This window comes from Caulobacter sp. FWC26 (genome assembly GCF_002742645.2).
GTDB lineage: Bacteria > Pseudomonadota > Alphaproteobacteria > Caulobacterales > Caulobacteraceae > Caulobacter.
Genome location: NZ_CP033874.1, coordinates 1 through 21,849, shown reverse-complemented (window position 1 = coordinate 21,849; position 21,849 = coordinate 1). Strand labels below are relative to the sequence as shown.

Sequence of the window (21,849 nt, the reverse complement as noted above, 5' to 3'; positions counted from 1 at the left end):
ATCCGCCACCTTGAGAGATCCGCGAATGCTTCGTCCCATCGCCCTCACGGCGTGCCTCATCGCCCTGACGTCCTACTCGCCAGCCATCGCGGGAAAGCCAAAATCCTGTAGCGGTCACAACCGGCGACCGGCCAACCCCAATGGATCGGTCCTGCCCGGCACGACGGTGGCGGCGATCACTGCGCCGATCGCCCCGCCGCCCAAGCCCGGGCCGGACGGCCGGCCAGCCCGAGACCAGTCGTCGGACATGGTTGTCCCATCCATTTCCGGTCCGGCGACCGGAGCGCTGGCCCGAAAAGGAAAGGCCAAGAAGGTCTCCAGCCTGACGCCGCGCCAGTACCCCAGCTGCCTGGAGGTTCTGGGATGACAGGCGTGCCGGCAAACGATCTGAAGGCGTACTTCGATGACGCCCGGCGTTGGGACCAGGATCGGCTCAAGACCGCGGAGCGCTCCAAGCGCGTGGCCTGGACCGTGGCGGTTCTAGCGAGCACGGTCGCGATCGCCGCCTCGGCGGCGGTGGCGGCCCTGGCGCCCCTGAAGTCCGTCGAGCCCTATGTCGTGCGGGTGAACCAGACAACGGGTTCTGTCGACGTGATGACGGGCCTCACGGGCGAGCGAGGCGTCACTTACAACGAAGCGGTCAGCAAGTCCTTCCTGGCCCAATATGTCAGGGCCCGAGAAGGCTACCTGCCGCCCGCCGCGCAGGAAAACTTCCAGTTCGTCACGATCCTGTCGACTCCAGACGAGCAGCAGCGATGGGCCGATCTCTATCGGGCGACCAATCCCCAAAGTCCCCAGGTCCTGGTCGGCCCTGACGGCTCGGCGACCGTGACGATCCGCAACATCACCTTCATCAACGACAAGGTCGCCAACGTCCGCTTCTCCAAGACCGTGCGGCTCGGCCAAGAGGTCAAGGTCACCGATTGGATCGCCACGCTGACCTTCGCCTACACCAAAGCGCCGATGCTGGAATCCGACCGCATCCGCAACCCGCTCGGGTTCCAGGTCGACAGCTACCGCGCAGATCCGGAGATTTCCCAATGAGGCGCCTGCTGCTCGCCCTGTACGCTGGCGCGGCCGTGCTCGGCTGCGCGCCGACCGCCTTCGCCGTCGACGTGCCCAAAGCCGGTAAGTCGGACCCTCGGGTCAAATGGGTCAACTACGACCCCTGGCAGGTCTATCGCGTCGTCGGCACGTTCCGCACGGCCACCCAGATCGTCTTCGACCCGCGCGAAGAGATCCAGCATGTGGCCCTGGGCGACACCGTATCGTGGGAGGTCGCAGCCGAGACCAACATCCTCTTCGTAAAGCCGCGCGAAAAGGGCACGGCCACCAACCTGATCGTCACGACCCGCCGCGGCGGCGCGCTGCGCAACTACACCTTCGAGCTGGGGATCCGCTCTGGGCCGATCACGGCGGCGTCGGCCGACACCTATTTCCAGGTCCGTTTCCAATACCCCGACGATGAGCGCGCCGCGTTGGCTAGGACGATTTCTGGTCAAGCGGCCGCGATCGAGAACGCTCGGACGGGACTGATGCTCGACCACGCCGTGATCGAGGGCCCCCGCAATCTGAATTACACGGTCCAGGGCTCCTCGCGGATCCAGCCGTCGGAGGTTTCCGATAATGGCCAGTTCACGGTGCTGCGGTTTCCGGCCAACCAGGAACTGCCCAGCTTCTTCATGACCCTGCCCGATGGGTCCGAGAGCCAGGTGCCGTTCGACGTCCGCGACGAGTTCGTGGTTTTGCACACCGTCGCCTCCAAGCTCGTTCTGCGCCGGGGACGCGAGGTCCTCTGCATCTTCAACGAGGCCGTCACGCCCTACGGCGTCACCCACGGCACAGGCACGGCCTCCGCCAACGTCGATCGCACCATTCGCACGGGTCAATGACGATGACTGATCAGCACGACAACCAACCCGATCCTGCGCACTCCGCGCAAGGCGATGACCCGTTCGCCGGGCGCCGCGCTGCCGGCGATCCTGGCGGCTCCCGTTCGGCCGGCCATGGCCCGGTGCAGGGCGAGCGCGGCATCTCTCCTGTCGCGGGCCGCATGAGCACCCCGCAAGCCAAGATCGCCGGCATCGCCGGCATGGTCGGCGTGGCCGCGCTCTTGATCGGCGTCACCTGGGACCGGGGCGACGCCAAGCCGACCAAGCCCAAGGACCCAGCCCGGCAGACCGTCCGCTATGATCAGGTCGCGTCCACCGACACCCCTCCCCTCCCCCGGCGCCGACCTTGGGCGCGGGAGCCGTGGATCCTGTAACCGGCCAACCTCTACCGCCGGGTCAGGTCGTCCCAGCCCCGGTTGCCAGCCCCGGCAGCGGCGGATCTGCAGGCGCTGACGCGCCTCGCGAGAGCCTCGCCGACCTTACGCGTCGCGCGCCGATGATCGCCTATAGCCAGGGCGGCGGTCCTCGCGGCGCCGTCGCCGGCGGGGCGGAAGCCATCCTGGCCAGCGCTCAGGGCGCCGCGCCGCGCCAAGCCACCGAGCTGGAGAACCTGCGGCGCGGATCTGCGATCACCACGGCCAGGGCAACGGCCCTGGGCGATCGCAACTTCCTGATCCTGGCGGGCACGCAGATCCCCTGCGTCCTGCAGACGGCGATGGACTCATCGCTTCCCGGCTACACGACCTGCGTCATTCCAAGAGACGTGCTTTCCGACAATGGCCGCGTGGTCCTGCTGGAAAAGGGCACCAAGGTTCTGGGCGAGTATCGCGGCGGCATGCAGCGCGGTCAGCGCCGCCTCTTCATCCTGTGGACCCGTGCGGTCACCCCGCGCGGCATCGCGATCGATCTGGCCTCGCCCGGAGCCGACGCCCTGGGCCGTAGCGGGTTTGGCGGCGAGGTCGACAACCGCTTCTTCGAGCGGTTCGGCGCGGCGCTCCTCCTGTCGCTGGTCGACGACGGCGTCTACGCCGCCACCTCCGGCAATGGCCGCAACTATCAAAACACCGCCCGCGTGCCGTCAGATGTCGCCAACACCGCGCTGGAAGGCTCGATCAACATCCCGCCGATCCTGCGCAAGAACCAGGGCGAGGATGTCGGCATCCTGGTCGCCCAGGACTTCGACTTCTCCGACGTCTACGGCGTAAAGGCGCGATGATCGCCGACAGCTCGGTCCTGCTGCACTACATGCAGCCTCTGCAGCGGCTGCTTGAGCCGGCCGACGTCACTGAGCTGGTGATCAACCGGCCCGGTGAAGTGGGAGTCGAAGGCGCCAAGGGCTGGACCTGGTTTGAAGCGCCCGAGCTGACCGCCATCTGGCTGGCCACCTTGGCCAATGCCGCCGCGGCCTTCTCACGCCAGGACGTCAATGCCGAGACGCCGGTGTGCTCCACCGTCCTGCCGCAAGGCGAGCGATGTCAGATCGTCATGCCTCCCGCCGTGCCGGAAGGAACGGTATCGATCACCATCCGCAAGCCTTCGAACCTGACCTTCGGCATGGACGACTTCGTCACGTCCGGGCTCTTCGAGCAGGCCTCCGTGAGTTCGGACGCTCTAGGCGAGGAAGAGCGGGAGCTGATGCGATTGCGCGACGGCGGACTGTGGCCGGAGTTCTTCGACCTGGCCGTTCGCGCTCGGAAGAACATCCTGATCAGCGGCGCGACGGGGTCGGGCAAGACCACTTTCAGCAAGGGCCTGATCCGGCTGATCCCCGAGCATGAGCGCCTGCTGACGATTGAGGACACCCGCGAACTGACCGTCCCGCATCGCAACGTCGTCCACCTTACCTACTCCAAGGATCAGCAGGGGTTGGCCAAGGTCGGCCCCAAGCAGTTGCTGGAAAGCGCGCTGCGGATGCGCCCTGACCGGATTCTCCTTCAGGAGCTTCGCGACGCCACGGCCTTCTTCTACCTGCGCAACGTCAATTCGGGCCACCCCGGCTCGATCACGACCGTCCATGCCGACTCCGCGACCCTGGCCTTTGAGCAGCTCACCCTGCTGGTCAAGGAGTCCGACGGCGGGCGCGATCTCACCCGCGATGACATCCGTGGCCTTCTCCACCTCCTGGTCGATGTCGTCGTCCAGATGCGCAAGGTGGATGGCCGTTTTCGTATGACGGAGCTCTATTATGACCCGCTTCGCAAGCGCGACGCCGGCCGGTAAGGCCACCATCCTCGCGCTCTCGGCCACGCTTCTCCTGATGTTGTGGGCCGTCCTGACCGTGATCGGGACCCTGGTCGGCTTGGGCCGGCTCGGCGCCAATGTTGATTTCCTCGCCGTCCCGCAATGGCTGTGGACCTACCGGGCCCACCCCCAGGTCCAGCTGTGGTTCAAGGTCGCCGCCATGGGCTCGGGCCTGATCATCCTGATGATCGCCGCCGCGGCCGCCTTGCGCATACGCCGGCCGCTGCACGGCTCGGCGCGCTGGGCCAATGAGGGCGAGATCGCGCGCGAGGGCTTGCGCGCCAAGCACGGCATCATCTTGGGACGCAAGGGCGCGGGCTACCTGGTCTTCGGCGGCAACGAGCACGTCATGCTCTACGCGCCCACCCGGACGGGCAAGGGTGTCGGCGTTGTCATTCCCAACCTCCTGAACTGGGCCGACAGCGTCGTCGTCCTCGATATCAAGAAAGAAAACTGGGAGGTGACGGCCGGCTTCCGCGCCAATCACGGCCAACAGGTCCTGATGTTCGACCCGCTCGATCCGGAGGGCAGGACCGCGCGCTACAACCCCCTGGCCTATATCGACCGCGCCAACCCGATCGAGACGCTCGACGAGCTTCAAAAGCTCGCGACCATGCTCTTCCCCACCCCCGACAAGGGCGATCCGTTCTGGTCGGAGGCGGCGCGGACCGGCTTCGTCGGCGTCGGCGCTTATGTCGCCGAAAGTCCGCAGCTGCCCTTCACGATCGGCGAGATCTACCGCCAGCTGACCAGGGGCAATCCCAAGTCCAAGTTCCCGGCGATCATCGAGGCGCGGGCCGGCGGCAAGGAGGCGCTGTCGCCGGGCGCGGTCAATGCGCTCAACGACTTTTGCTCCGCCTCCGACAACACGTTCGCCTCCATCAAGCAGACCATCACTTCGCGCATGAACCTGTGGCTCAATCCGCGGGTCGATGCGGCCACCAGCGCCAGTGACTTTGACCTGCGCGAGCTGCGCTCCAAGCGCATCTCGATCTATCTGGGCGTCACCCCCGACAACATGGCCAGGGTCGCTCCGCTCTATAATCTCTTCTTCCAGCAGTTGGTGGACCTGAACACCCGCGAGCTTCCTGGCGCCGGCCGCCATCCCACCCAGGTCCTTGTCCTGCTCGACGAGTTCGCCCGCATCGGCCATGCCTCGGTCATCGCCAAGGGCTTTTCCTACGTCGCCGGCTACGGGCTTCGCCTGCTGCCGGTGATCCAAAGCCCGTCCCAGCTGCGCGCCGAATACGGGCCCGACGTCGCCGACGAGATCATGACCAACTGCGGCGTCGAAGTGGTCTTCACGCCTAAGGAACTTAAGGTCGCTCAGGACCTCTCCGAACGCCTGGGTTACTACACCTTCGAGGGGCGCTCCAAGTCGCGGCCCACCTATCTGGGCGGCGGCAAGCGGACCACCACCGAAAGCGAACAGCGCCGCGCGCTGATGCTGCCCCAGGAACTGATCCAGATGAGCAAGGACTCGCTCATCGTCATGCGCGGCGGCATCGCGCCGATCAGGGCCTCCAAGATCTACTTCTTCAAGAACGCCGACTTCACCAAGCGCCTGCTGCCGCCGCCGCTCATCGCGCCCCTGGCGTCGGCCGCGCAGGGCCGGCCGGCCTCGGCGGCGTCCGATGATCGCCTGGACACCATCACCGCCGACCTGGCGGCGCTGAGCCAGACCGTCAACGAGATCCACGCCCGGGTTGTCGAGCGTCCCCTAACCTTCAGCGAGGCGGCCGGAGACACAGCCATCGACCTGACCGCCATCTCCCTGGAGTTGGACGCCATCGACATGGACGACCTGCCGGCCGGCGCCACCGAGGCGGAATCCGAAGACTGGATCAACCGCTACATCAACTCCGGGCTCCTGGAAGACGTCATCGAACGCTAAAGCGAAAAGGAGGCCGCCATGGCCGACACCATCGATCCTCGCAATGACGCGCCGGCGCGGCCGGCCGATACGTCCGAGTCCTTCAGCGCCCAGGTGGCGGTAAACGGCGAGCCTTCAGCCCAACTTGAAAACGCCATCTCGCCCGTCCCCGAGCTTGATCTGTCGGCGCCCATCGAGCGGGCCGCCGACTGGGCGACCGAGCCTGAAGACATCGCCTATGAGCGCGCGATCGACGAAGCCGAGCGTATCGGCATCGCCGAGGCCGAAGCGCGCCTTCGCCGCGAAGACGAGACCGAACGCCCCCTGACCGCAGAGCCTGTTCTGCAGCGCGGGAGGCCGGAGGCACCCGAGCCCGACCACGCCGACGAGGCCTCGCCCGCAGCCTCCAAGGACGCCGAGCCCGCGCCGGCCAACGACGATGGCCCGCACCGATTTTCGGTCGAACGCGGCGATGTCCCCGATGGGGTCAAGCGCCGGTATCTGTCGGAGGAACCGCAGTTTGCGCCCGAGGTCCGCTTCTTCACCGACGCCACAGGCAAGGAGGCCGCGTTCCGCGACACTGGCGACAAGCTGGTGGCCCGCCAGACCAACGCCGAGGTGATCAAGGACCTGGTCGCGATCGCGCAGCATCGCGGATGGAGCGCCATCGACGTGCGGGGCGAGGAGGCGTTTCGGCGCGCAGTTTGGCTGGAGGCCCGCACCGAAGGCTTGGAGGTTCGCGGCTATAAGCCAACCGAGCGTGACCTGCAGGAGCTCGATCGTCACCTGTCGGCCCGGGACACCAATTCACTGGCCCCGGCGCGCGATAGAGCGCGCCAGCACCCTGATGCAGCCGGCCGGACCGGCGACAGCGACGAGACGCCCCCCGCGGCAAAGCCCGTCCAGGAACGGCTGGATTACGATAAGGGCGTCACGGGTAAGCTACTCGAGAGTGGCCAGGCGCCGTACCGCCATCGCTCTGGTCAGGAGTTGACGCCGTTCGTTCGGGTGGAACTGGCGAGCGGCCGGCAGGTGGAAGTCTGGGGCGTCGGTTTGCCGGCCGCCCTGGAGAAGTCCGGAGCCGGGACAGGCGAGGAGATCACACTGCGGCGAGACGGCGTCGAGCGGGTCATTCGAACCTTGGAGGTTCGCGACAAGGTCTCAGGCGAACTTTCACTTCAGCAGCGAGAAGTGCCCCGCAACAAGTGGTCCATCGACGCTGACCGGTTTCGCGCCGCCAGCCCCGGCCAAGCGGCCAAGGACCCTGAACTCAACGCGGCCCAAAGCCGGCTCGCGGTTGTGACGGCGATCGTCAAGGACCGTCATGCCGATCCAGCCGTGCAAGACCGATTGATCGCCGGCGCTAAGGAAAAGATCGCTGACCATATCGAGCGCGGCGCGCGCTTTGAGACCGCCAAGGTGCGAGAGCCTGGCGGGCGGTCGGCGGACCAGTCCAAGACGGACCGGATACCGCCTTCTATTGCGCAGCCATCGCCTTCCAAATCTGGACCTGAGCGAACGAGGGGACGGTAGGTGTGAAGGGTTCAAGCTTGAACGAGTTTGCACGTGCAAACTCCAACCCGCCGCATCCGATCGATGTCAGCGTTGGCCGCCAACTGCGCAAGGCCCGCAAGGCGCGTGGCCTGAGCCAGGCCTCGCTCGGTGAGGCGATCGGCATCAGCTTCCAGCAAGTTCAAAAATATGAGCGCGGAGACAACCGGGTCTCCGCCTCCAAGCTTGCGGAGGCGGCGCTCTTCTTCCAAGTGCCGATCCAGTATTTCTTTTCGGAGATCGCCGAGTTGCTCGCGGGCCCAGCCGGCGCGCTTGACCCGGTAGTAGCGGCCTTGGCGGCGGACACACGGGCCATGGCGTTGCTGTTGACATGGCGCCGGCTTCCGCCAGCTCGCTGCAAATTCATCTCTGACCTGATCAACGCCGCCACACAGGATGAGGCCTGATCACCTCGAGGACTGACAATGTCTAGCCAAGGCTCGATTTCAGGGGGCGTCGGCGCGGTGGCGCGCAGATCGAAAACCTCATCCGCACCGGTTGCCCCGCCCGATCCAGACCTGGGTGCCGGGAAGCCTTACTAAGTCCAGAGCGCCGAGAGCGGGACGGCGGCCAAATCCGCCCCGAAGGGTACGGTGTCGGTGTGATCGTAGAGAACCGCCCCAAACTTGAAGCGCGGGCCGGCGGCTCCACGCAGTTTTCGCAGACCGTTGAAGTCGCCGCCGCGCACGGTGGCAGAGGCCTTGATCTCTAGGCCTATGACGTCGCCGGCGCGGTTTTCCAGGACGATGTCGACCTCGTCGCCGGACTTGTCGCGGAAATGGCTGATCGCGTAGCGATCGGCATCCCACGACGTCAACTTCAACACCTCAGCAAAAACGAAGCTTTCGAGGACGGCGCCGAAGGGGGTTCGGTCGGCGGCGATGCGCTCGGGCGTGAGATTGCGCAGAGCCGCGAGCAGGCCCGAGTCCAGGAAGTGCAGCTTCGGGGTCTTGATCAGCCGGCTGAGCGCATTGTTACTCCAGGGCGGCAGGGTGCGCACCAGGAAGAGCTGCTCAAACACGCCCGTATAGCGCTGGGTGGTGACGTGGTTGAGATTGAGGGCCGCGCCGACAGCCGAGTGATTGGTCAGCTGCCCCGAGTGCTCGGCCAGGGCGCGCAGCAGCCTAGGCATACGATCGAGCTGATCGATTTGGGCCACATCGCGGACATCACGCTGGATCACCGCCTCGACATAGTTGAGGTGCCAGTCCTGCCGACGGGCCCAGCCCTTGCGCGCCAGCGCCTCGGGATAGCCGCCGGCAAGAACGGTCTCGACGAGGTCGGGTCCAACCCGCGTAGTCCCGGCTCTCGGCGCGTGTCCCGCAAAGAGGCTGGAGAGGAACGTCGGCCGAGCGTCCCCCAAGACCTCAGCCTGGGCCAGCGGCAGCAGCCGGATGGTCTCCATGCGGCCGGCGAGGGAATCGGCGACCCGGCAGAGTCATTAGGTTAGCCGAGCCGGTGAGGAGAAAGCGGCCGGGCCGACCGTCGCGATCGACGGCGTCCTTGATCGCCAGTAACAGATCAGGCGCGCGCTGAACCTCGTCGATGATCGCCGCATTCAGGCCGCGCACCAGACCGGCTGGATCGGCCTGGGCGGCGGCGAGGGTCGTGGCGTCGTCAAGCGTTAGATAGGCCCTCCCCTCTCCCGCTAGTCCGCGAGCCAAGGTGGTCTTGCCCGATTGGCGTGGACCGGCGAGCAGAACGACACGGGTGTCGCCGAGCGCTTCAACGATGCGGTCGGTGGCGAACCGAGGGCGGAGGCTCGACATGAATACGGATATCCAATTGAAAGTTTAACGGCGTCCAATTGAAAGAGACCAATCGTCCAATTGAAATTTTGTCAACGACCGATTGAAAAGTCAGCCGCCTGACTTCAGCTTCAAAGGCGAACCGTGCGTAGAGAAAATCCAGTCCGCCGAGGCCAGAAAGCGCGATGTCCGGGGAATTGGGACACGTCGCGCGCGCCGAGCATAGCGCCGAGCGCCGCCCGCGAAATTCCGCGACCCGTCGCTCGATCCCGGCCCTAAATGGCGCTCGCGCCCGTTCCAGGTCTCCACAATCCCACGCAAGTTTGCACGTGCAAACCTAGCGACCTCGCGAACGATCCTTGCCTGGGCCTTGGCTCTTTTCAGTCGCGGCCTTGGCAGGCTCTACCGGCTTGCCGCCGTCGACCAGCATCCTCGCCAGCGCGACGCGTCGGCTAACCGGAGCCGGCATCGCCTTCACGAACGCCTCCACAGAACGGCCAAGCGCCTGGTCGCGCGGATCGGCCGACGCCACCAACACCTTGGCCGCAGCCCTATAGGACGAGCGCACCTGAGCCTGTCGTTGGCGCATGCTGTCGTCCCAAGGCTGAGCCCTTCCCCCGCTGCGCGCTAGGCTCTCCGCTTCCCGCCGCGCCTCTCGCAGAACCCGAGGTTCGTTCTGGCCGGTACGCTCGAACCGCTCACGAGCCTTTCGTACAGGCGTCCGCTCCGGTTTCTGGGTGATCCCTCTCGCACGACGCGGCGTGGCCTCTGCCTCGATCCCCCGCCCCCGAAGCTCGCGCGCGAACCGCTCACGCCAATCGGCTAAATCCGCCTTCTTCGGATTGAGACGCTCACCGCCAACCCCAAGCGAGCGGACGCTCAGATGCACATGCGGTTGCTCGCCCTTGGCGTCCTGGTGGAAGGCGAACACATAGGGGAACGTCTCGCCAAACTCCGCCCGGGCAAAGGCGCGAACGGCATCCTTCATCCTCTCGGGGTCGGTGCCCACGGGCATCGACAGCACGATGGAGACCGACATGGTGCTGTTGGCACGGCGTCGACTGTCGCTCTCGCCCGACGCCGCCCAATCCAGCGCCAGCTCCTTGACCGCGTCGCGGCCGTGAACAAAAGCGCCGTCCGACTGTTCCAGGTCCAACTCCCCCTTGCGCGAGATGTAGTCCAGGTGCGCGCCCAAATGCTCGCCGTCCTTGGTCTTGCCGGTGATCTTAACCATGACCTCGGGCGCCTTCTCCACGACCCTCGCGAGCTTGGCCTTGGCCTCCCCATCCCCGGCACGGCTGGCCGGCCCGCCAAGGACACTGCCCTTGGCGGTGATCTTTCGCCCGCCCGCTGGCGGTCGCCACACCTGGTCGAAACCGCGCACGTCACGAAAGTCGCTCACACCTCGTCCTCCCAATAGGCCAGGTTCCCCTTGAACGCGTCGGACAGGCCGCGCACGTGCTCGCGGATCTCGGTGCGGAAGGCCTCGATCGACGACATCTCCGCGTCCAAGACCGAGCCCGGCATCACCGCGGTGTTCATGGCCCGGGCGATCTGGTTGACGTTGACGCCGATGCGCCGAAGCTCCTCCTGCACCGCGTAGAAGGCCAACTCCTCGCGACGGCTAAAACGCGGCCGCCCAAAGAGCCGCCGACGCACAAGCGCCAGCACCCACTCTGTTCGCCGAAGACCCTGGTCGCCCGACACCTCGTCGAGCGCGGCCTGGTCGTCAGGCTTCAGGCGAAGGGTCAGCTTGGTCGACTGGCCGCGTGGCGCGACTGCTGCGCCGGAGGCCTCCGCGCCGACCGCCTGGGCGACCATTTCACGAAGCTTCTTGGAGCGGCCGGACGACGCGAGCGCGTCGAACTTTGCGGCGAGATCATCGGGGAGTTGGAAGGCGAACATGGCCATCAGCGGAGCGTAATTTATAAAAACGCCGGCGCAAAGCCTATCCTGCCCTCACACCCATCGGACATACGCTCCCTACGACGTTCCCACGATTCCCCATATCCACGGCCAAGATTCTCCGCCGAGAACCCGCGCGGCAACTTGCCTCAAAGTTGCCTTTGAGGCTGGCTAACAAGAAAGAGCTAAGGGGCGTTGCCCCTCGCGCGCGGGGCGTGAAGTCTCCGCTTCGCTGCGACCGGCCGGGGGGTGTCCCCGACCTTCCCTCGCTGCGCTCAGTGCAGCCGGGTGATCCCCCTCCCCCGGCCGCGCCCCACTTGCTACCCCCGCCTCGCCGGCGGGCAGGGGTGCAGGCAGGCCGCACCCTGCTTGTAACGACAACCGCGCCAAACCGGCCACGAGCGTACCGGAGTTCAAGTTTGCAGTTTCGAGATCTCGCCCGCCTCGCCAGCTCACCCCGCGCCAACTTCGCCGCTACGAACGCGAAGGGCTCATCCGCCCAGCCTCCACCGACGAGGGCGAGCCTCAGTACACGCCGCAATCCGCGCCCCTGGCCCGGCGCATCAACGTGCTGGTGGACCTGGGCTTCACCACCGGGGAAATCCGTACCTTCCTTGACCGCATCGACGATCAGCCGTCCGAACGCTACGCGCACGTCAGCGATCTGCAGGGCCGACGTATCGCCAAGATCGACGCGGTGATCTCTAAGCTGAAAGCAACGCGCGCCGAGCTGGTCGGCCTGCTGGTTACCGACGAGGGGCTAGACGTCCAGGATCAGGCGGCGGCCGTCCGGCGTCAGTAGCGCCAGCAAGGTGTCGTATTTCCAGCTGGCCAGCGCGGCCAGGAACACCGAGGCGCCTTGGTAGGCATAGGCGTACCAAGGCAGCCCGCCTTTGAAGACCGCAAAGCTGATGAAGGCCAGCGCGCCCAGGACGACAAAGCGCGCAGTAGGAACTGCACGACGCCTCGGCAATAGAGCAGCACGAAAAAACGCCGCGTAACGCAGCCCCGTCAACATCGCGCGCAGGACCGCGCGGAGTATGCCGGGAAGATCCAACTACGCGCTCCGTGACCTCACCAGCCGAATGTCGGCCACGGCGGTCGGCTCGGTCGCCCCCCCGTCGAACACTACCAGCGCCGTCTCTGGATTGGGCCCGGCTCAAGCAACAGGCGGCCCGTGCGCTTGCCGACCTTAACGTCAAACCCTGCGACCTTACCGCGCGAGGAGCTTGGCTTCGCATCAGACGCCTCGGCAGTGGCGCCAGTTTGCACGTGCAAACTCCCCTCCCCTGCCCCGGCTTTGACCGCGCCCTTGCCCGTAGCAGGCGCACCCTCGACCGTCTTGCCGGCTTTGGGCGCGGGCTTCAGTTCGCCGACAGCGCCACGGCCTCGCGCATCGTAATCCCGTCTCCGCGTTCGTTGACCAGAGACTGGGTACGGGCCGCGTCGCGCTTCCAAGCGATGGAAAGCTCATAGAGGTCCGCCGCGCCCAGCTTGGCGCCAGCGCCTTCAGCTCGGGCGGCAAGTCGCGCAGCGCCGCATAGATCGAGATCGCTTCCTTGGACCGGCCAAGCTTTTCGCCGACCTGCGCCTGATTGAGCCCCAGCGCCATCAGCCGTTCGACCGCCGTGGTCATTTCCGCCGTGTTAAGCGGCTCGCGCTGATCGTTCTCGATCACCTGGGCGGCCAGGATATCGACCTCGCTGGCGTCGCTGGTGGAGATAACCGCCGGGATGGTCTCCAGGCCCGCCAGCCGCGCGGCGCGGAAGCGTCGCGCGCCAAACCGGATCATGTAGCCCTTGTCGTCCTTGGGCCGCACCGTGATGGGCTGCAGCACCTTGTGCTCGCGCATCGAGGCGGCCAGGTCGGCGATCTCGGCGTCGTCAAATCCGGTGCGCGGATTGTTGGGATCCTCGTAGATCTCCGTTAGCGGCAGCTCCTTCAGGCGCGAGCCGTCCGGTTCTCCGCTGTCCTCGACCAGGCCGCCACAAGCGCCGCGAAATTGGTGGTCATGGCGTTGATCCTCTAGGTGGCGACGGCGGCCGAAAGGCGGCCCCTTGATTGTCGTCAGCACGCCGCGAATTTCCTTGGCGGCGTCCTGGGCGGCCTTCTTCTTGATGGTCCAGACCGGGGGCCTTCAAGCTGACGGCCTCGGCGTAACCCTGGCGCTGGGTGAGCACCCCCTCGAACATCAGCGAGGTTCCGCCCTGGGTCAGCAGGGTCTTGAGGTTCTCGCGCTGGCGCGGCGAGGTGCTGACAAACCGCGAGGGCAGCAGCCCCAGAAAGTCGATGCGCCGCCCGCCACGGGCTTGGTCCTCGACCAGCTTGATCTGCTTGCGCAGCTTGCCGATGCCCAGCAGCGAATAGTCTTCCAGGTCGATGGGCGAGATCACCAGATCGGTGACCAAAAGCGCCGCGAAATTACCCACCCCAGGTCGGCGGGGTGTCGATGACGCAATAGTCGAACTGGTCCTTCAGCGCCTCGAAAGCGCTTGGCCATGGCCGGGATGGCGTCATTGAGCTGGGCGTCCACATTGTGCAGCTTGTCGTCGGCGCGCAGCACCGTGATGCCCGGCAGGCCCTCAAGCTTCTGGTCGGGCCGAAGAACACAAGGCGCTGCTCAGGCCGCCCTTGCGCTCAGCGTCCAAGGTGTGGCTGGCGTTGTGGCCTGGGGGTCCAGGTCTATGAACAGGACGCGCGTAGCCGCTTCCTCGGCCAGGAACCAAGCCAGATGGATGGCCAGCATGGTCTTGCCGACGCCGCCCTTCTGGTTGTTCACGACGATGGTCTTCATGCGCTTTTCTTCCTGCCCGAGCGCTCGGGGGCGTCGGTCGGCCAGTTCGTTGTCGTTGACGGTGAACCCCGCCGCTTTCAAGGCGCGCAACACGATCACCGAAGCGTCACGCCCTGGTCGGCGGCCTGCTTCTTCAGCTCGTCGCGAAGCGCCGTCGGGACCTTCATGTTGAGCATGGACTCGCCAGCCTCGTCGCTCACATCCATGCCCCACCAAACCCTCAAGACCGCGCCGCGAAGGCGGCCGAGTCGTTGTGATTCAGCATAGTCAAAAGATAAAGAGGTTTCAGCCGTCATCGCGGCGGTCCTCCTGATTTTCTCGCCAGAGCAGCCAAGCGCCTTCGTCGGTGGGCGGGCGTGAGACCCGCCCGACCAGGGCCAGCGCGACGAATACAAGCAGGGCGACAAGCATGGGCGTCCTCCATCGGTGGCCGCCTAAGCGGCCACCTCCTGCTGGGCGGCCTTGGCCGCGCCGGGCTGGTAGCTTTCCAGGAGATCGACGGCGCGCTGGGCGTGACCTGCGGCGGTGAAGATGAACCGCTTGTCGTCCTTCAGGACCTTCAGCCACGAGCCGATATAGGCGGCGTGGTCTTCGATGTGGGAAGGGCAAAGGCCCAGGATCGCGCCGACGAAGGCCGCGCCCAGTTCGGCGCAACATTCCTCCTTGGCGTAACCCGCGTCGCCGAAGGTCTTGCGGCCAAAATCACGGTCCAGGCGCGAAGGGTGGCGCGTCCAGTGGATGAGCTCATGGGCCAGGGTCGCGGCGTGGTGCTCGGCGTCGGCGAAAAGGTCCAGCGGCGGCATGTGGATGTCGTCGGTGCTGATCCGGTAGAAGGCCCGGTCCCGGTGTTGATCACCTTGGCGGGGATGTTGGCGAAAAACGCATCGGCCGCTGTGATCCGCTCGGGCAGGGGGCTGGGCGGGGCCGCTTTGACCACATAGCGCTCGGGCAAGCCGTCGATCTGCTGGCTGTTGAACACCGTGTAGGCCTTCAGCCACCGGCGCACGGTCGGACCGTCGTCTCCGTCGCACTGGCCAACGCCCTCTTTGTCGGGCGCGTCCTGGTCGCCAAAGACGCTCTGCCCGGCCTTGACGACTTTGCTGCCCCGCTCGCCCTTTCGCACGCACCCGCCCAACTCCAGCGCCTGCTGGAAGGTCATCCAGTAGGCGGAGGCAAAGCCGTGTTCGTGGGCCGCGCCCCACAGCATCAGCACATTGATGCCGCGATAGGGCTCGCCGTTGAACCGCAGGGGGCGAAGCGATCCGCCCGCCGAGCGCCAGGGCTGCTCCCATGGCTTGGTTCCGGCCTCCAGGGCCTTGATGATCTGGTCGGTGACGTGCTGGTGAACATCGAAACGTTCGGTCGGCGCGGTCTTGGTCGAGGCCTTGCGGCGGCGGGCTTGCGGCGCTTGGAGGTGGGGGATTTGGTCATGTCCGGGCTCCGTCTCTAAGGCTCAAGAATACATCTTTATGTTTTCGGAGGTTAGAAGATAAAGATGTTTTCTTTCCCTTGTCGGCTTGGGGTTGGCTCGCTTCTTTCGCGATCCAACCGGCTAGGCCGGCGCCAATGAGCGGGGGTAGCAAGGGGGCGGCCAGGGCGAGGGAGGGGGATCGCCCGACCTGCACGACCAGCGGGAGGAAGGTTGGGGAAACCCTCGTTCTGGGTCGTAGACTTCACCGCCTCCGCGCGAGGGGCGAGGCCCCTTAGCTCATCGACTGCAAGGAGGGCGGGCCGCAGGCCCGCGCCGTTTGGCCGGGTTTGCACGTGCAAACCCGGGGTCTGCCACCCGGTCAGCAGAAAGCCGTTTGCACGTGCAAACCGGCCTCTGAAGAGAGCGGGCCGGGGCGCAAGGCCCCGGCGTCGGAGACCTATTCGGCGGCCATGGGAACCTCGTCCTCGTCCCACGGCGCGCCCTCATCAAGACCGTCGTCATCCTCGGCGCCATAGGCCGCCTGTTCGACCGCCTCCTCGTCCTGGACGATCTCGCGCGGACGAAGGATGGTCGGCAGCCAGCCCTTGCCCTCCAGGCGCCGCTCAGCCTCGGCCGCCAGTTCCTGCTTCTTGAGACCGGCGATATTCTCGGCCGCCTGGGCGGTCGTGGCCTCTTGGACCGCCGCGACGATCAGGAGCTTGGACACCCGGCCAAAGTAGCCCTGCGCCGTGGGCGCCCACCATTGGGCCATGTCCAGGTCCAATGCCTTGGCCAGATGATCGGACGCCACCTGCCGGGCGCTGTTGTCCTTCTCGAACGGCTGCTTGATCGCATCGACCATCTGGGAGGCGGCGTAGGCGACAAGCTCCATGAGCTGGTCGGTGTCGCGCGCCATCAGGTACGGCCACAGGTCGGCATGGCTGAGCGGCAGCAGCAGCATCATGCGCCCCTGGACATGCTTGAGGGCCTCGCCCGCCTTGGTGGCCTCGAACCCCTCGGCGTGCTTGCGCGGATGGTTGGCCGACAGATCGGCCTGAAGGTTGATGGTCGAGGCGGGGGACGAGCGATGGCCCGCGCCATAGTGGGTCAGCAGCAGCAGCGAATGGACGATAGCGACGAACGCCACGTCGGGTCGCTCGATCAACGCCGCGCGCAAGGCAGCGTGCGATGGGCGGTCAGGTCCAGCACCAGCTTGTCGGGGAGGCGCCGACCGCCTTCTTGGTGCGCTCACGCGCTATGGATGCGCCGCCCTCCGTCGCCTTGCCGTCGAGCTTGCGCAGAGCCTTGGTGTCCGCGCCTGGCTTGGCGCAACCGCGCTCGATCCGAAGCGCGCCGTCATCGCCGATCGTCACGATGGCGCCGGTGATCGCCTTGACCTCGGGCGCATAGACCTCCACGCCGGAGCTTTCCAAGTCATAGATCAGGTCTTCGATCTGGCTGACGCGCTCGGCCGCTTGCTCCGTCTGCGGGTCCAACTCCTCCAGCTCTCGCATCTCGGCGGTGAGCTCCTCGATCCGGGCCAAGGCCTCGGCCGACACCGGCGCGACGGGTGGGATAGGCTCGGCCATAGGTTTGCGACAGGCTGTAGTCGAAGCGCAGCGTGGTCTCACCCATGCCCAGCCCTCCGGTTCCAAAGCCCTGGCCTCAGCCTCCAGGGCCTCGCTGGCCAGCCGCTCCAGAAGCGTCAGATCGGTGATGAACCCCGCATCGTCGGCCTGGGCGAAGAGGTCCTGGCTGACCGCGCCGCCCGCCGCTCGGTAGGCGTCTAGCCCCACGAACTTGGCCGTTGCGTTCGTCTGGCTGTTGACCCGGCCACCGATCAGACGCTGCTTGACCCGGTAGGCCTGCCGGTCGTGTTCAGGGACGTCGAAATAGGCCGCTTCCTGCTCGCCGTGGTCATCGGTCAGGGTGAAGGCCGCCATATGGTCCAGCGTCACCGCGTTGGCCCGGAACAGCTCCATTAGGCGCGGCGACACCGTGGCCAGCTTCAGCCGCCGCTCGACGATGCGCGGGGCGACCGAGAAGCGCTCTGCGATCTCCGACACCGTCTTGCCCGTCAAGCTGAGGGCATAAAAGGCGGCGAACTGGTCGGCCGGGTGAGGGGCAAGCCGCACATTGTTTTTCCGCGATGCTCTCCTCCAGCGCCGTGGCCTCGTCGGACAGACAACGCACGGCACCGGGAAGGCGCGGGCGATCTCCTTGCGGTCGGCCAAGATGTTCAGCGCCCGAAGGCGGCGCCCGCCGACATGGACCTCGAACGGCCGGTGGCCTTGCCCTTGCTGTCGTGCTGGGCGGTGACCCGAAGGTTTTGCAGCACCGTCTTGCTGGCCCCGATTTCGGCGACCAGATCGGCGGTGTCCACCTCGCCTTGGCGCATGTTGTTGGGCGACAGGACCAGCTTGTTCAGTTGGATTTCACGAACGGTCATCGGTTGAACTCCGTCTTGGGGTTGGGGTCGATGCTTTGCGCATCTACCCCTGCCCGCCGGCGAGGCTGGGGGTAGCAACCGGGGGACGGCCGGGGGGAGGGGGATCACCCGGCCTGCACCGAGCGCAGCGAGGGAAGGTGGGGGACACCCCCCGGCCGGTCGGAGCGCAGCGCAGACTTCATCCCCGGGCGCGAGGGGCGACCGCCCCTTAGCCATACGCCACGCCTGCGTGGCCAAAGGACCGATGGGTCTCGCACGCGAGACGCCGCCGCTGCTGCTGGAGGAGATGACCGTCATGCCTTGCCGCAATGCTGGTCCCCGGGAACCCAAGCGAGGCCATTGCATTTTCACGGAGCTTGACCGCAACGGCACTGTTCGAGGGCTGCACGCGACGATGTCTGACGACGCCTACACCTTTCTTGGAAACTCCAGGGCCGGCGCGACGCTGTTCATGGATATTGCCGGATTTGAGAGCGACGACCTGGCGCGCGCTCACGCCGTGAGCCTTTTGGATCAGCACCACAGCACTGACCTCGTGGAAATCTGGCGGGCCACGCGCCTCATCGGTCAAATCCCGCGCCTAGACCCGGCGGGGCCTGCCGCCATAGGCGGCTAGCAAGCCCGCGGCTTGCCTGGCGCGACGCGCCGCCCCGTAGCAGAAGTTTGCACGTGCAAACTCAGCGCCTGACGACGACCAGAACTCCACCGCGCACGCTGCCAGCTAAATCGCTGGCGCCTTGGCGGTCCTCGCTTGCTCTATGGGGGAGCCGCTCGGCCCGCCATCGCCGTGGATTTCTGGACGAGGCCGAGTCTAGCGGTCTTTGTCGCCAGGAAGAGGGTCGATAGGGGAGGGGGCCTGGTCCTGCGAGGCGTTTCGCCAGGCCTGCTCTTTGCTGACCTCGACGATCGTCCGCCCGGCGCGAAGATGCTCGGCAACCTGGTGGCGCGCCTTTTCAAGCAATCGGCCCTGGGCCTCGACATCATGGGCCATGGCGCTGCCAACCACGGCGGCGATCTTGTCCAGGTTTGCCCAAGCCGCCTGGAAGCTGCCGTCACCGCTGGCCAGCGCCGCTTCGCGGCTCATCGCCAAGAACTGCGCGGCCCGCTCAGGGCCGCGACCGTCCTCGGCCCGTTGCAGGGTCTGGATGCGCGCCAGGATCAGCTCGGCCATCGGCTCGGTCTTGGCCAACTCGAACCCGATCCGGGAAGCCTCGTACCAGGCCGCCTGGTCCTCGGGCCGGATCCGAAATTCAAGCCAGCGCGTTCGGCCACGCCGCCCAGCCAGATGCGCTGGGTGCGGCCATTGCCTTCGATGAAGGGGTGGGCGGCATTGATCTCGGTGATGAAGTTGGCTGAAGCCACAGCGAAACCTTCCGCCGACAAGCCCTTCAGCTCGCGGAAGGCGGCAAATTGCTTTTCCATCCAAGGCGCGATCTGCTCGGGCGGCGCGAACGGCGTGGGGCCACGGCCGGTCGTGTAGGTCCGCTCCTGGCCCGCCCACGCATAGAGGTCCTGGAAAAGATGGAAATGGATGGCCTTGAACGCGGCATAGGTCGGCTCGCCTGCGCGAGCGGGCATGCCTTCTTCGATGCGTGTCGGTGAAGAGACGTTCGGCAGCGTCGAGCGAGGCTGCATCGCGCAGCCCCAACTCGTTCACCAGCACGCGGCTGCCCGGATAAAAAACCCGCTCGAACGCGGCGCGCTCGGCGTCCTTGCGATCGCTCACTAGGCCTTCTGGGCGAAGTAACCGCGCAGGGCGTCGCGCTTTTGGGCGGGGCTTTTGCCCTCCGCGTCCAGCCGGGCCATCAACTGGTCAGCCGGGGTCGCGACGCACGCCCTCGATGTCGTTGTTGGCGCTCATCTGCTCGCGGCGCCAGGCCACGTCTGCGGGATCGGATGAGGACCAACGGCCCATGGGAAACTCCTTCGAACACCACGGAATATAGCATCTGGTAGGGGAGGGGGCCAGCCCGGCGGCTGGCCCGACCCGGTCAGTATTCGCTGGCCAGCATGATAGTCACAACGCGCCGGGTGAGCTCGGCGCTCCACTTGACCGGCGAGTGCTCGTCACGCTCCGGGTGATAGTAGTCGATCTTCCAAAACAGGCGCTCGCCAAAGCTCGAACGCCCCGAAATCACGCTCGCCATAGGGATCATCGCCCTCGTCGAAATCGGTAAACCTCGCCAGTCGGGTGGCGAGCTCAACTCCCCGATCCTCCCCGTTGGCGGCCTCGGCGATCAGGGCGGCGACGCCGCCCGTCGCCAGCCAAGTGGCGTTGACGGTCTTGGGCGCGGTGCGCGCCAGATCGTTGAGGCGGGCGGTTTCCACGGTGCGTTCGGCGTCGCTGGCGAACAGGGGCTTGTCGGTCACGGGTCGATATCCGGTCAGGGGATGCCTTGCGCATCAACCCCTGCCCGCCGGCGAGGCGGGGGTAGCAAGCGGATGACCGGGGGAGGGGAGGGGGATCGCCCGGCCTGCACGACCCAAGGGAGGAAGGCGGGGACACCCCAAGGCCGGTCTTCCGCGCGCGAGGGCCAGGCCCCTTAGCCAGCGGTCAAGGAGGCCCTCCGGAGGCCCCGCCTCCGTCCTAGACGACGCCAGCGCGCTGGACGGCCAGCGCAAGACATTCTGGTCAGGCAGCGCCGCGCCGATGGAGGGCGGCGCGACAATTGTTAGCTGGGCAACGCTAAGGTCGAACGGAAGCAGAACAGGATCATCAGGCGGCGCCGCGCACGTCCACATAGACCCAGGTCGAGGGCCGGGCGTTCTCGGTCTTCAGCATCGGCGGACCATCGACGATCTCAATCTTGGCCACCGTGCCCAGGGTGATCTGCTGGCCGGTGGTGGTGAGGATCGGCAACGTCCGCAGGCCCTCCAGGCTGTCCCGCAATTCGCGCGGATAGCGGACGTTGATCGGATAGCGGGCGACGCCCTCCACCGTCTCGCCAACCGTTTCACCGCCGATGGCGCCGGAGACGATCTCATGAACGTCGGCGATGTTGAGCCCGTAGCGACCGGCCGCGGCGCGGTCGATGTCGACGTCCACATAACGCCCGCCGGTAAGCCGCTCGGCGAGTGCCGAGCTGACGCCGGGCGTGCGCTTGGCCACCGCTTCCACCTGGCCCGCCAAGCGGTCGAGCTGGGCGAGGTCGGTCCCCGACACCTTCACTCCGATGGGGCTCTTGATCCCGGTGGCCAGCATGTCGATCCGGTTGCGGATCGGCGGACCCAGACGTTGGCGAGCCGGGGACCTTCACCACCCGGTCCAGCTCCTCGGTGAGTTTCTCTGGTGTCATGCCCGGCCGCCATTGGTCGCGCGGCTTGAACTGGATGGTGGTCTCGAACATCTCCAGCGGCGCCGGATCGGTGGCGCTCTCGCGCGGCCGGCCTTGCCGAACACGCTCTTCACCTCCGGCACGGTGCGGATCAGCCGGTCGTCTGCTGGAGCAGTTCCGAGGCCTTGGCCGCCGAGATCCCCGGCAGGGCCGAGGGCATGTAGAGCAGGTCGCCTTCGTCCATCGGCGGGATGAACTCGCCGCCCAGCCGGCTCAGCGGCCAGGCGGTGGTCGCGAAGGCCACTAGGGCGATCAGCAGGACGGTCCTCGGCTTATGCAATACCCAGTCAATGGCCGGGCGGTAGGCGGCGGTTAGCCAGCGGTTCAGCGGGTTGGCGTCCTCGGCCGGGATGCGGCCGCGGATGAAGTAGCCCATCAACACCGGGACCAGGGTGACCGACAGGATCGCCGCGCCCCGCCATGGCGTAGCTCTTGGTGAAGGCCAGCGGCGAGAAGAGGCGCCCCTCCTGCGCCTGCAAGGCGAACACCGGCACGAAGCTGAGAGTGATGATCACCAGGCTGAGGAACAGGGCCGGGCCGACCTCGGCGGCGGCCTCGTCACCACGCGCCAGCGGGGTCTCGCCCTTCAGGTCTCCGCCCGGATGCTCGTGGGCCCAGCGCTCCAGCCGCTTGTGGGCGTTCTCGATCAT

At 66.4% G+C, this 21,849-nt stretch carries 25 protein-coding genes and 5 pseudogenes; 12 read left to right on the top strand and 18 right to left on the bottom strand.

Annotated elements, in window-relative coordinates:
* The first annotated feature begins 25 nt into the window (after nucleotides 1-25).
* The 9 genes from CSW63_RS01530 (at nucleotide 26) to CSW63_RS01495 (ending at nucleotide 7,964) form a co-directional block, all read left to right on the top strand.
* Nucleotides 26-367, top strand: coding sequence for a hypothetical protein (locus CSW63_RS01530; protein WP_062095961.1), 342 nt, complete (start codon nucleotides 26-28; stop codon nucleotides 365-367).
* On the top strand, nucleotides 364-1,044 hold the full coding sequence (locus CSW63_RS01525; RefSeq protein WP_062095963.1) for a virB8 family protein: 681 nt from the start codon (nucleotides 364-366) through the stop codon (nucleotides 1,042-1,044). Before CSW63_RS01530 ends, CSW63_RS01525 begins: the two co-directional genes overlap by 4 nt.
* A complete protein-coding gene (gene virB9, locus CSW63_RS01520; protein ID WP_099504477.1) occupies nucleotides 1,041-1,892 on the top strand; it encodes a P-type conjugative transfer protein VirB9 in 852 nt (283 codons plus the stop codon). The genes CSW63_RS01525 and virB9 overlap by 4 nt, the downstream gene beginning before the upstream one ends.
* 2 nt (nucleotides 1,893-1,894) lie before the next feature.
* Entirely contained in the window at nucleotides 1,895-2,266 is a 372-nt protein-coding gene (locus CSW63_RS23610; RefSeq protein WP_168193579.1) for a hypothetical protein, read from the top strand.
* 122 nt (nucleotides 2,267-2,388) lie between these two features.
* The gene (virB10, locus tag CSW63_RS01515; protein ID WP_246842011.1) at nucleotides 2,389-3,108 is read left to right on the top strand and encodes a type IV secretion system protein VirB10; all 720 of its coding nucleotides are present in this window, start codon (nucleotides 2,389-2,391) and stop codon (nucleotides 3,106-3,108) included.
* Nucleotides 3,108-4,112 carry a P-type DNA transfer ATPase VirB11 gene (gene virB11, locus CSW63_RS01510; RefSeq protein ID WP_062095975.1) on the top strand — a complete coding sequence of 335 codons (1,005 nt, stop codon included), beginning with the start codon at nucleotides 3,108-3,110 and terminating at the stop codon, nucleotides 4,110-4,112. The genes virB10 and virB11 overlap by 1 nt, the downstream gene beginning before the upstream one ends.
* Entirely contained in the window at nucleotides 4,078-6,027 is a 1,950-nt protein-coding gene (locus CSW63_RS01505) for a type IV secretory system conjugative DNA transfer family protein (RefSeq protein WP_082749460.1), read from the top strand. Before virB11 ends, CSW63_RS01505 begins: the two co-directional genes overlap by 35 nt.
* 18 nt (nucleotides 6,028-6,045) lie before the next feature.
* Nucleotides 6,046-7,539, top strand: a complete 1,494-nt coding sequence (locus tag CSW63_RS01500; RefSeq protein ID WP_062095965.1) for an LPD7 domain-containing protein — start codon at nucleotides 6,046-6,048, stop codon at nucleotides 7,537-7,539.
* A gap of 17 nt (nucleotides 7,540-7,556) precedes the next feature.
* Nucleotides 7,557-7,964 carry a helix-turn-helix domain-containing protein gene (locus tag CSW63_RS01495; RefSeq protein WP_082749462.1) on the top strand — a complete coding sequence of 136 codons (408 nt, stop codon included), beginning with the start codon at nucleotides 7,557-7,559 and terminating at the stop codon, nucleotides 7,962-7,964.
* Between the two features lie 131 nt (nucleotides 7,965-8,095).
* Here CSW63_RS01495 and CSW63_RS01490 read toward each other — a convergent pair.
* The 3 genes and pseudogenes from CSW63_RS01490 to CSW63_RS01480 form a co-directional block, all read right to left on the bottom strand.
* Nucleotides 8,096-9,326: pseudogene (locus tag CSW63_RS01490) on the bottom strand (ATP-binding protein).
* A 316-nt stretch (nucleotides 9,327-9,642) separates the two neighbouring features.
* Nucleotides 9,643-10,707 carry a relaxase/mobilization nuclease domain-containing protein gene (locus CSW63_RS01485; RefSeq protein WP_197425253.1) on the bottom strand — a complete coding sequence of 355 codons (1,065 nt, stop codon included), beginning with the start codon at nucleotides 10,705-10,707 and terminating at the stop codon, nucleotides 9,643-9,645.
* Nucleotides 10,704-11,216 (bottom strand): MobC family plasmid mobilization relaxosome protein, encoded by a 513-nt coding sequence (locus CSW63_RS01480; RefSeq protein WP_062095968.1) that lies wholly within the window; start codon nucleotides 11,214-11,216, stop codon nucleotides 10,704-10,706. Before CSW63_RS01480 ends, CSW63_RS01485 begins: the two co-directional genes overlap by 4 nt.
* A 457-nt stretch (nucleotides 11,217-11,673) precedes the next feature.
* Here CSW63_RS01480 and CSW63_RS01475 point away from each other — a divergent pair.
* Nucleotides 11,674-12,012: pseudogene (locus CSW63_RS01475) on the top strand (MerR family transcriptional regulator); the annotation flags it as partial.
* On the opposite strand, the gene CSW63_RS01470 reads toward CSW63_RS01475, so the two are convergent.
* The 11 genes and pseudogenes from CSW63_RS01470 to CSW63_RS01430 all read right to left on the bottom strand — a co-directional run bounded on the left by CSW63_RS01470 (nucleotide 11,971) and on the right by CSW63_RS01430 (nucleotide 17,864).
* Entirely contained in the window at nucleotides 11,971-12,267 is a 297-nt protein-coding gene (locus tag CSW63_RS01470; RefSeq protein ID WP_099504473.1) for a hypothetical protein, read from the bottom strand. The pseudogene CSW63_RS01475 and the gene CSW63_RS01470 overlap by 42 nt on opposite strands.
* A gap of 183 nt (nucleotides 12,268-12,450) precedes the next feature.
* Nucleotides 12,451-13,284 carry a ParB/RepB/Spo0J family partition protein gene (locus CSW63_RS01465; RefSeq protein ID WP_099504471.1) on the bottom strand — a complete coding sequence of 278 codons (834 nt, stop codon included), beginning with the start codon at nucleotides 13,282-13,284 and terminating at the stop codon, nucleotides 12,451-12,453.
* Nucleotides 13,220-13,639 carry a hypothetical protein gene (locus CSW63_RS01460; RefSeq protein ID WP_099504469.1) on the bottom strand — a complete coding sequence of 140 codons (420 nt, stop codon included), beginning with the start codon at nucleotides 13,637-13,639 and terminating at the stop codon, nucleotides 13,220-13,222. Before CSW63_RS01460 ends, CSW63_RS01465 begins: the two co-directional genes overlap by 65 nt.
* Nucleotides 13,640-13,830: 191 nt before the next feature.
* Nucleotides 13,831-14,103, bottom strand: coding sequence for a ParA family protein (locus CSW63_RS24020; RefSeq protein WP_305764126.1), 273 nt, complete (start codon nucleotides 14,101-14,103; stop codon nucleotides 13,831-13,833).
* Nucleotides 14,100-14,300: a hypothetical protein gene (locus CSW63_RS01450; RefSeq protein ID WP_127846922.1), complete on the bottom strand. Its 201-nt coding sequence runs from the start codon at nucleotides 14,298-14,300 to the stop codon at nucleotides 14,100-14,102. The genes CSW63_RS24020 and CSW63_RS01450 overlap by 4 nt, the downstream gene beginning before the upstream one ends.
* Nucleotides 14,290-14,415, bottom strand: a complete 126-nt coding sequence (locus CSW63_RS23980) for a hypothetical protein (protein ID WP_255357761.1) — start codon at nucleotides 14,413-14,415, stop codon at nucleotides 14,290-14,292. Before CSW63_RS23980 ends, CSW63_RS01450 begins: the two co-directional genes overlap by 11 nt.
* Before the next feature lie 23 nt (nucleotides 14,416-14,438).
* Nucleotides 14,439-14,807 (bottom strand): zincin-like metallopeptidase domain-containing protein, encoded by a 369-nt coding sequence (locus CSW63_RS24040; RefSeq protein ID WP_371415227.1) that lies wholly within the window; start codon nucleotides 14,805-14,807, stop codon nucleotides 14,439-14,441.
* 230 nt (nucleotides 14,808-15,037) lie between these two features.
* A pseudogene (locus CSW63_RS24035) lies at nucleotides 15,038-15,316 on the bottom strand (ArdC-like ssDNA-binding domain-containing protein); the annotation flags it as partial.
* A gap of 556 nt (nucleotides 15,317-15,872) precedes the next feature.
* The gene (locus CSW63_RS01440) at nucleotides 15,873-16,562 is read right to left on the bottom strand and encodes a hypothetical protein (protein WP_127846921.1); all 690 of its coding nucleotides are present in this window, start codon (nucleotides 16,560-16,562) and stop codon (nucleotides 15,873-15,875) included.
* A 49-nt stretch (nucleotides 16,563-16,611) separates the two neighbouring features.
* On the bottom strand, nucleotides 16,612-17,550 hold the full coding sequence (locus tag CSW63_RS01435; RefSeq protein ID WP_099504464.1) for a hypothetical protein: 939 nt from the start codon (nucleotides 17,548-17,550) through the stop codon (nucleotides 16,612-16,614).
* 104 nt (nucleotides 17,551-17,654) lie between these two features.
* Entirely contained in the window at nucleotides 17,655-17,864 is a 210-nt protein-coding gene (locus tag CSW63_RS01430) for a hypothetical protein (RefSeq protein ID WP_099504462.1), read from the bottom strand.
* Nucleotides 17,865-18,108: 244 nt separating this feature from the next.
* Here CSW63_RS01430 and CSW63_RS01425 point away from each other — a divergent pair, with 244 nt between their 5' ends.
* Nucleotides 18,109-18,480, top strand: a complete 372-nt coding sequence (locus CSW63_RS01425) for a hypothetical protein (protein ID WP_062096191.1) — start codon at nucleotides 18,109-18,111, stop codon at nucleotides 18,478-18,480.
* A 195-nt stretch (nucleotides 18,481-18,675) separates the two neighbouring features.
* On the opposite strand, the gene CSW63_RS01420 is transcribed toward CSW63_RS01425, so the two are convergent.
* Together CSW63_RS01420 and CSW63_RS01415 are read right to left on the bottom strand one after the other, a co-directional pair.
* Nucleotides 18,676-19,035, bottom strand: coding sequence for a hypothetical protein (locus CSW63_RS01420; RefSeq protein WP_099504460.1), 360 nt, complete (start codon nucleotides 19,033-19,035; stop codon nucleotides 18,676-18,678).
* Nucleotides 19,023-19,442, bottom strand: a complete 420-nt coding sequence (locus CSW63_RS01415) for a Fic family protein (RefSeq protein ID WP_168193576.1) — start codon at nucleotides 19,440-19,442, stop codon at nucleotides 19,023-19,025. The genes CSW63_RS01420 and CSW63_RS01415 overlap by 13 nt, the downstream gene beginning before the upstream one ends.
* Between CSW63_RS01415 and CSW63_RS23280 the strand changes: the two genes are divergently transcribed.
* Entirely contained in the window at nucleotides 19,441-19,593 is a 153-nt protein-coding gene (locus tag CSW63_RS23280; protein ID WP_168193575.1) for a hypothetical protein, read from the top strand. The genes CSW63_RS01415 and CSW63_RS23280 overlap by 2 nt on opposite strands.
* Before the next feature lie 262 nt (nucleotides 19,594-19,855).
* Here the strand turns inward: CSW63_RS23280 and CSW63_RS01405 are convergent.
* Together CSW63_RS01405 and CSW63_RS01400 are read right to left on the bottom strand one after the other, a co-directional pair.
* A pseudogene (locus tag CSW63_RS01405) lies at nucleotides 19,856-20,192 on the bottom strand (DUF3768 domain-containing protein).
* A gap of 397 nt (nucleotides 20,193-20,589) precedes the next feature.
* Nucleotides 20,590-21,849 (bottom strand): annotated as a pseudogene (locus CSW63_RS01400) (efflux RND transporter permease subunit); the annotation flags it as partial.

What these genes read in the sequence shown, in the direction of transcription:
- CSW63_RS01530 (WP_062095961.1), top strand. Translation starts at nt 26, where the DNA reads ATGCTTCGTCCCATCGCCCTCACGGCGTGCCTCATCGCCCTGACGTCC.
- CSW63_RS01525 (WP_062095963.1), top strand. Translation starts at nt 364, where the DNA reads ATGACAGGCGTGCCGGCAAACGATCTGAAGGCGTACTTCGATGACGCC.
- virB9 (WP_099504477.1), top strand. Translation starts at nt 1,041, where the DNA reads ATGAGGCGCCTGCTGCTCGCCCTGTACGCTGGCGCGGCCGTGCTCGGC.
- CSW63_RS23610 (WP_168193579.1), top strand. Translation starts at nt 1,895, where the DNA reads ATGACTGATCAGCACGACAACCAACCCGATCCTGCGCACTCCGCGCAA.
- virB10 (WP_246842011.1), top strand. Translation starts at nt 2,389, where the DNA reads ATGATCGCCTATAGCCAGGGCGGCGGTCCTCGCGGCGCCGTCGCCGGC.
- CSW63_RS01505 (WP_082749460.1), top strand. Translation starts at nt 4,078, where the DNA reads ATGACCCGCTTCGCAAGCGCGACGCCGGCCGGTAAGGCCACCATCCTC.
- CSW63_RS01500 (WP_062095965.1), top strand. Translation starts at nt 6,046, where the DNA reads ATGGCCGACACCATCGATCCTCGCAATGACGCGCCGGCGCGGCCGGCC.
- CSW63_RS01480 (WP_062095968.1), bottom strand. Translation starts at nt 11,216, where the DNA reads ATGGCCATGTTCGCCTTCCAACTCCCCGATGATCTCGCCGCAAAGTTC.
- CSW63_RS01450 (WP_127846922.1), bottom strand. Translation starts at nt 14,300, where the DNA reads ATGACGGCTGAAACCTCTTTATCTTTTGACTATGCTGAATCACAACGA.
- CSW63_RS23980 (WP_255357761.1), bottom strand. Translation starts at nt 14,415, where the DNA reads ATGCTTGTCGCCCTGCTTGTATTCGTCGCGCTGGCCCTGGTCGGGCGG.
- CSW63_RS24040 (WP_371415227.1), bottom strand. Translation starts at nt 14,807, where the DNA reads ATGCCGCCGCTGGACCTTTTCGCCGACGCCGAGCACCACGCCGCGACC.
- CSW63_RS01430 (WP_099504462.1), bottom strand. Translation starts at nt 17,864, where the DNA reads ATGACCGTTCGTGAAATCCAACTGAACAAGCTGGTCCTGTCGCCCAAC.
- CSW63_RS01425 (WP_062096191.1), top strand. Translation starts at nt 18,109, where the DNA reads ATGGGTCTCGCACGCGAGACGCCGCCGCTGCTGCTGGAGGAGATGACC.
- CSW63_RS01420 (WP_099504460.1), bottom strand. Translation starts at nt 19,035, where the DNA reads ATGGCCGAGCTGATCCTGGCGCGCATCCAGACCCTGCAACGGGCCGAG.
- CSW63_RS23280 (WP_168193575.1), top strand. Translation starts at nt 19,441, where the DNA reads ATGCCTTCTTCGATGCGTGTCGGTGAAGAGACGTTCGGCAGCGTCGAG.
- CSW63_RS01415 (WP_168193576.1), bottom strand. Translation starts at nt 19,442, where the DNA reads ATGCCCGCTCGCGCAGGCGAGCCGACCTATGCCGCGTTCAAGGCCATC.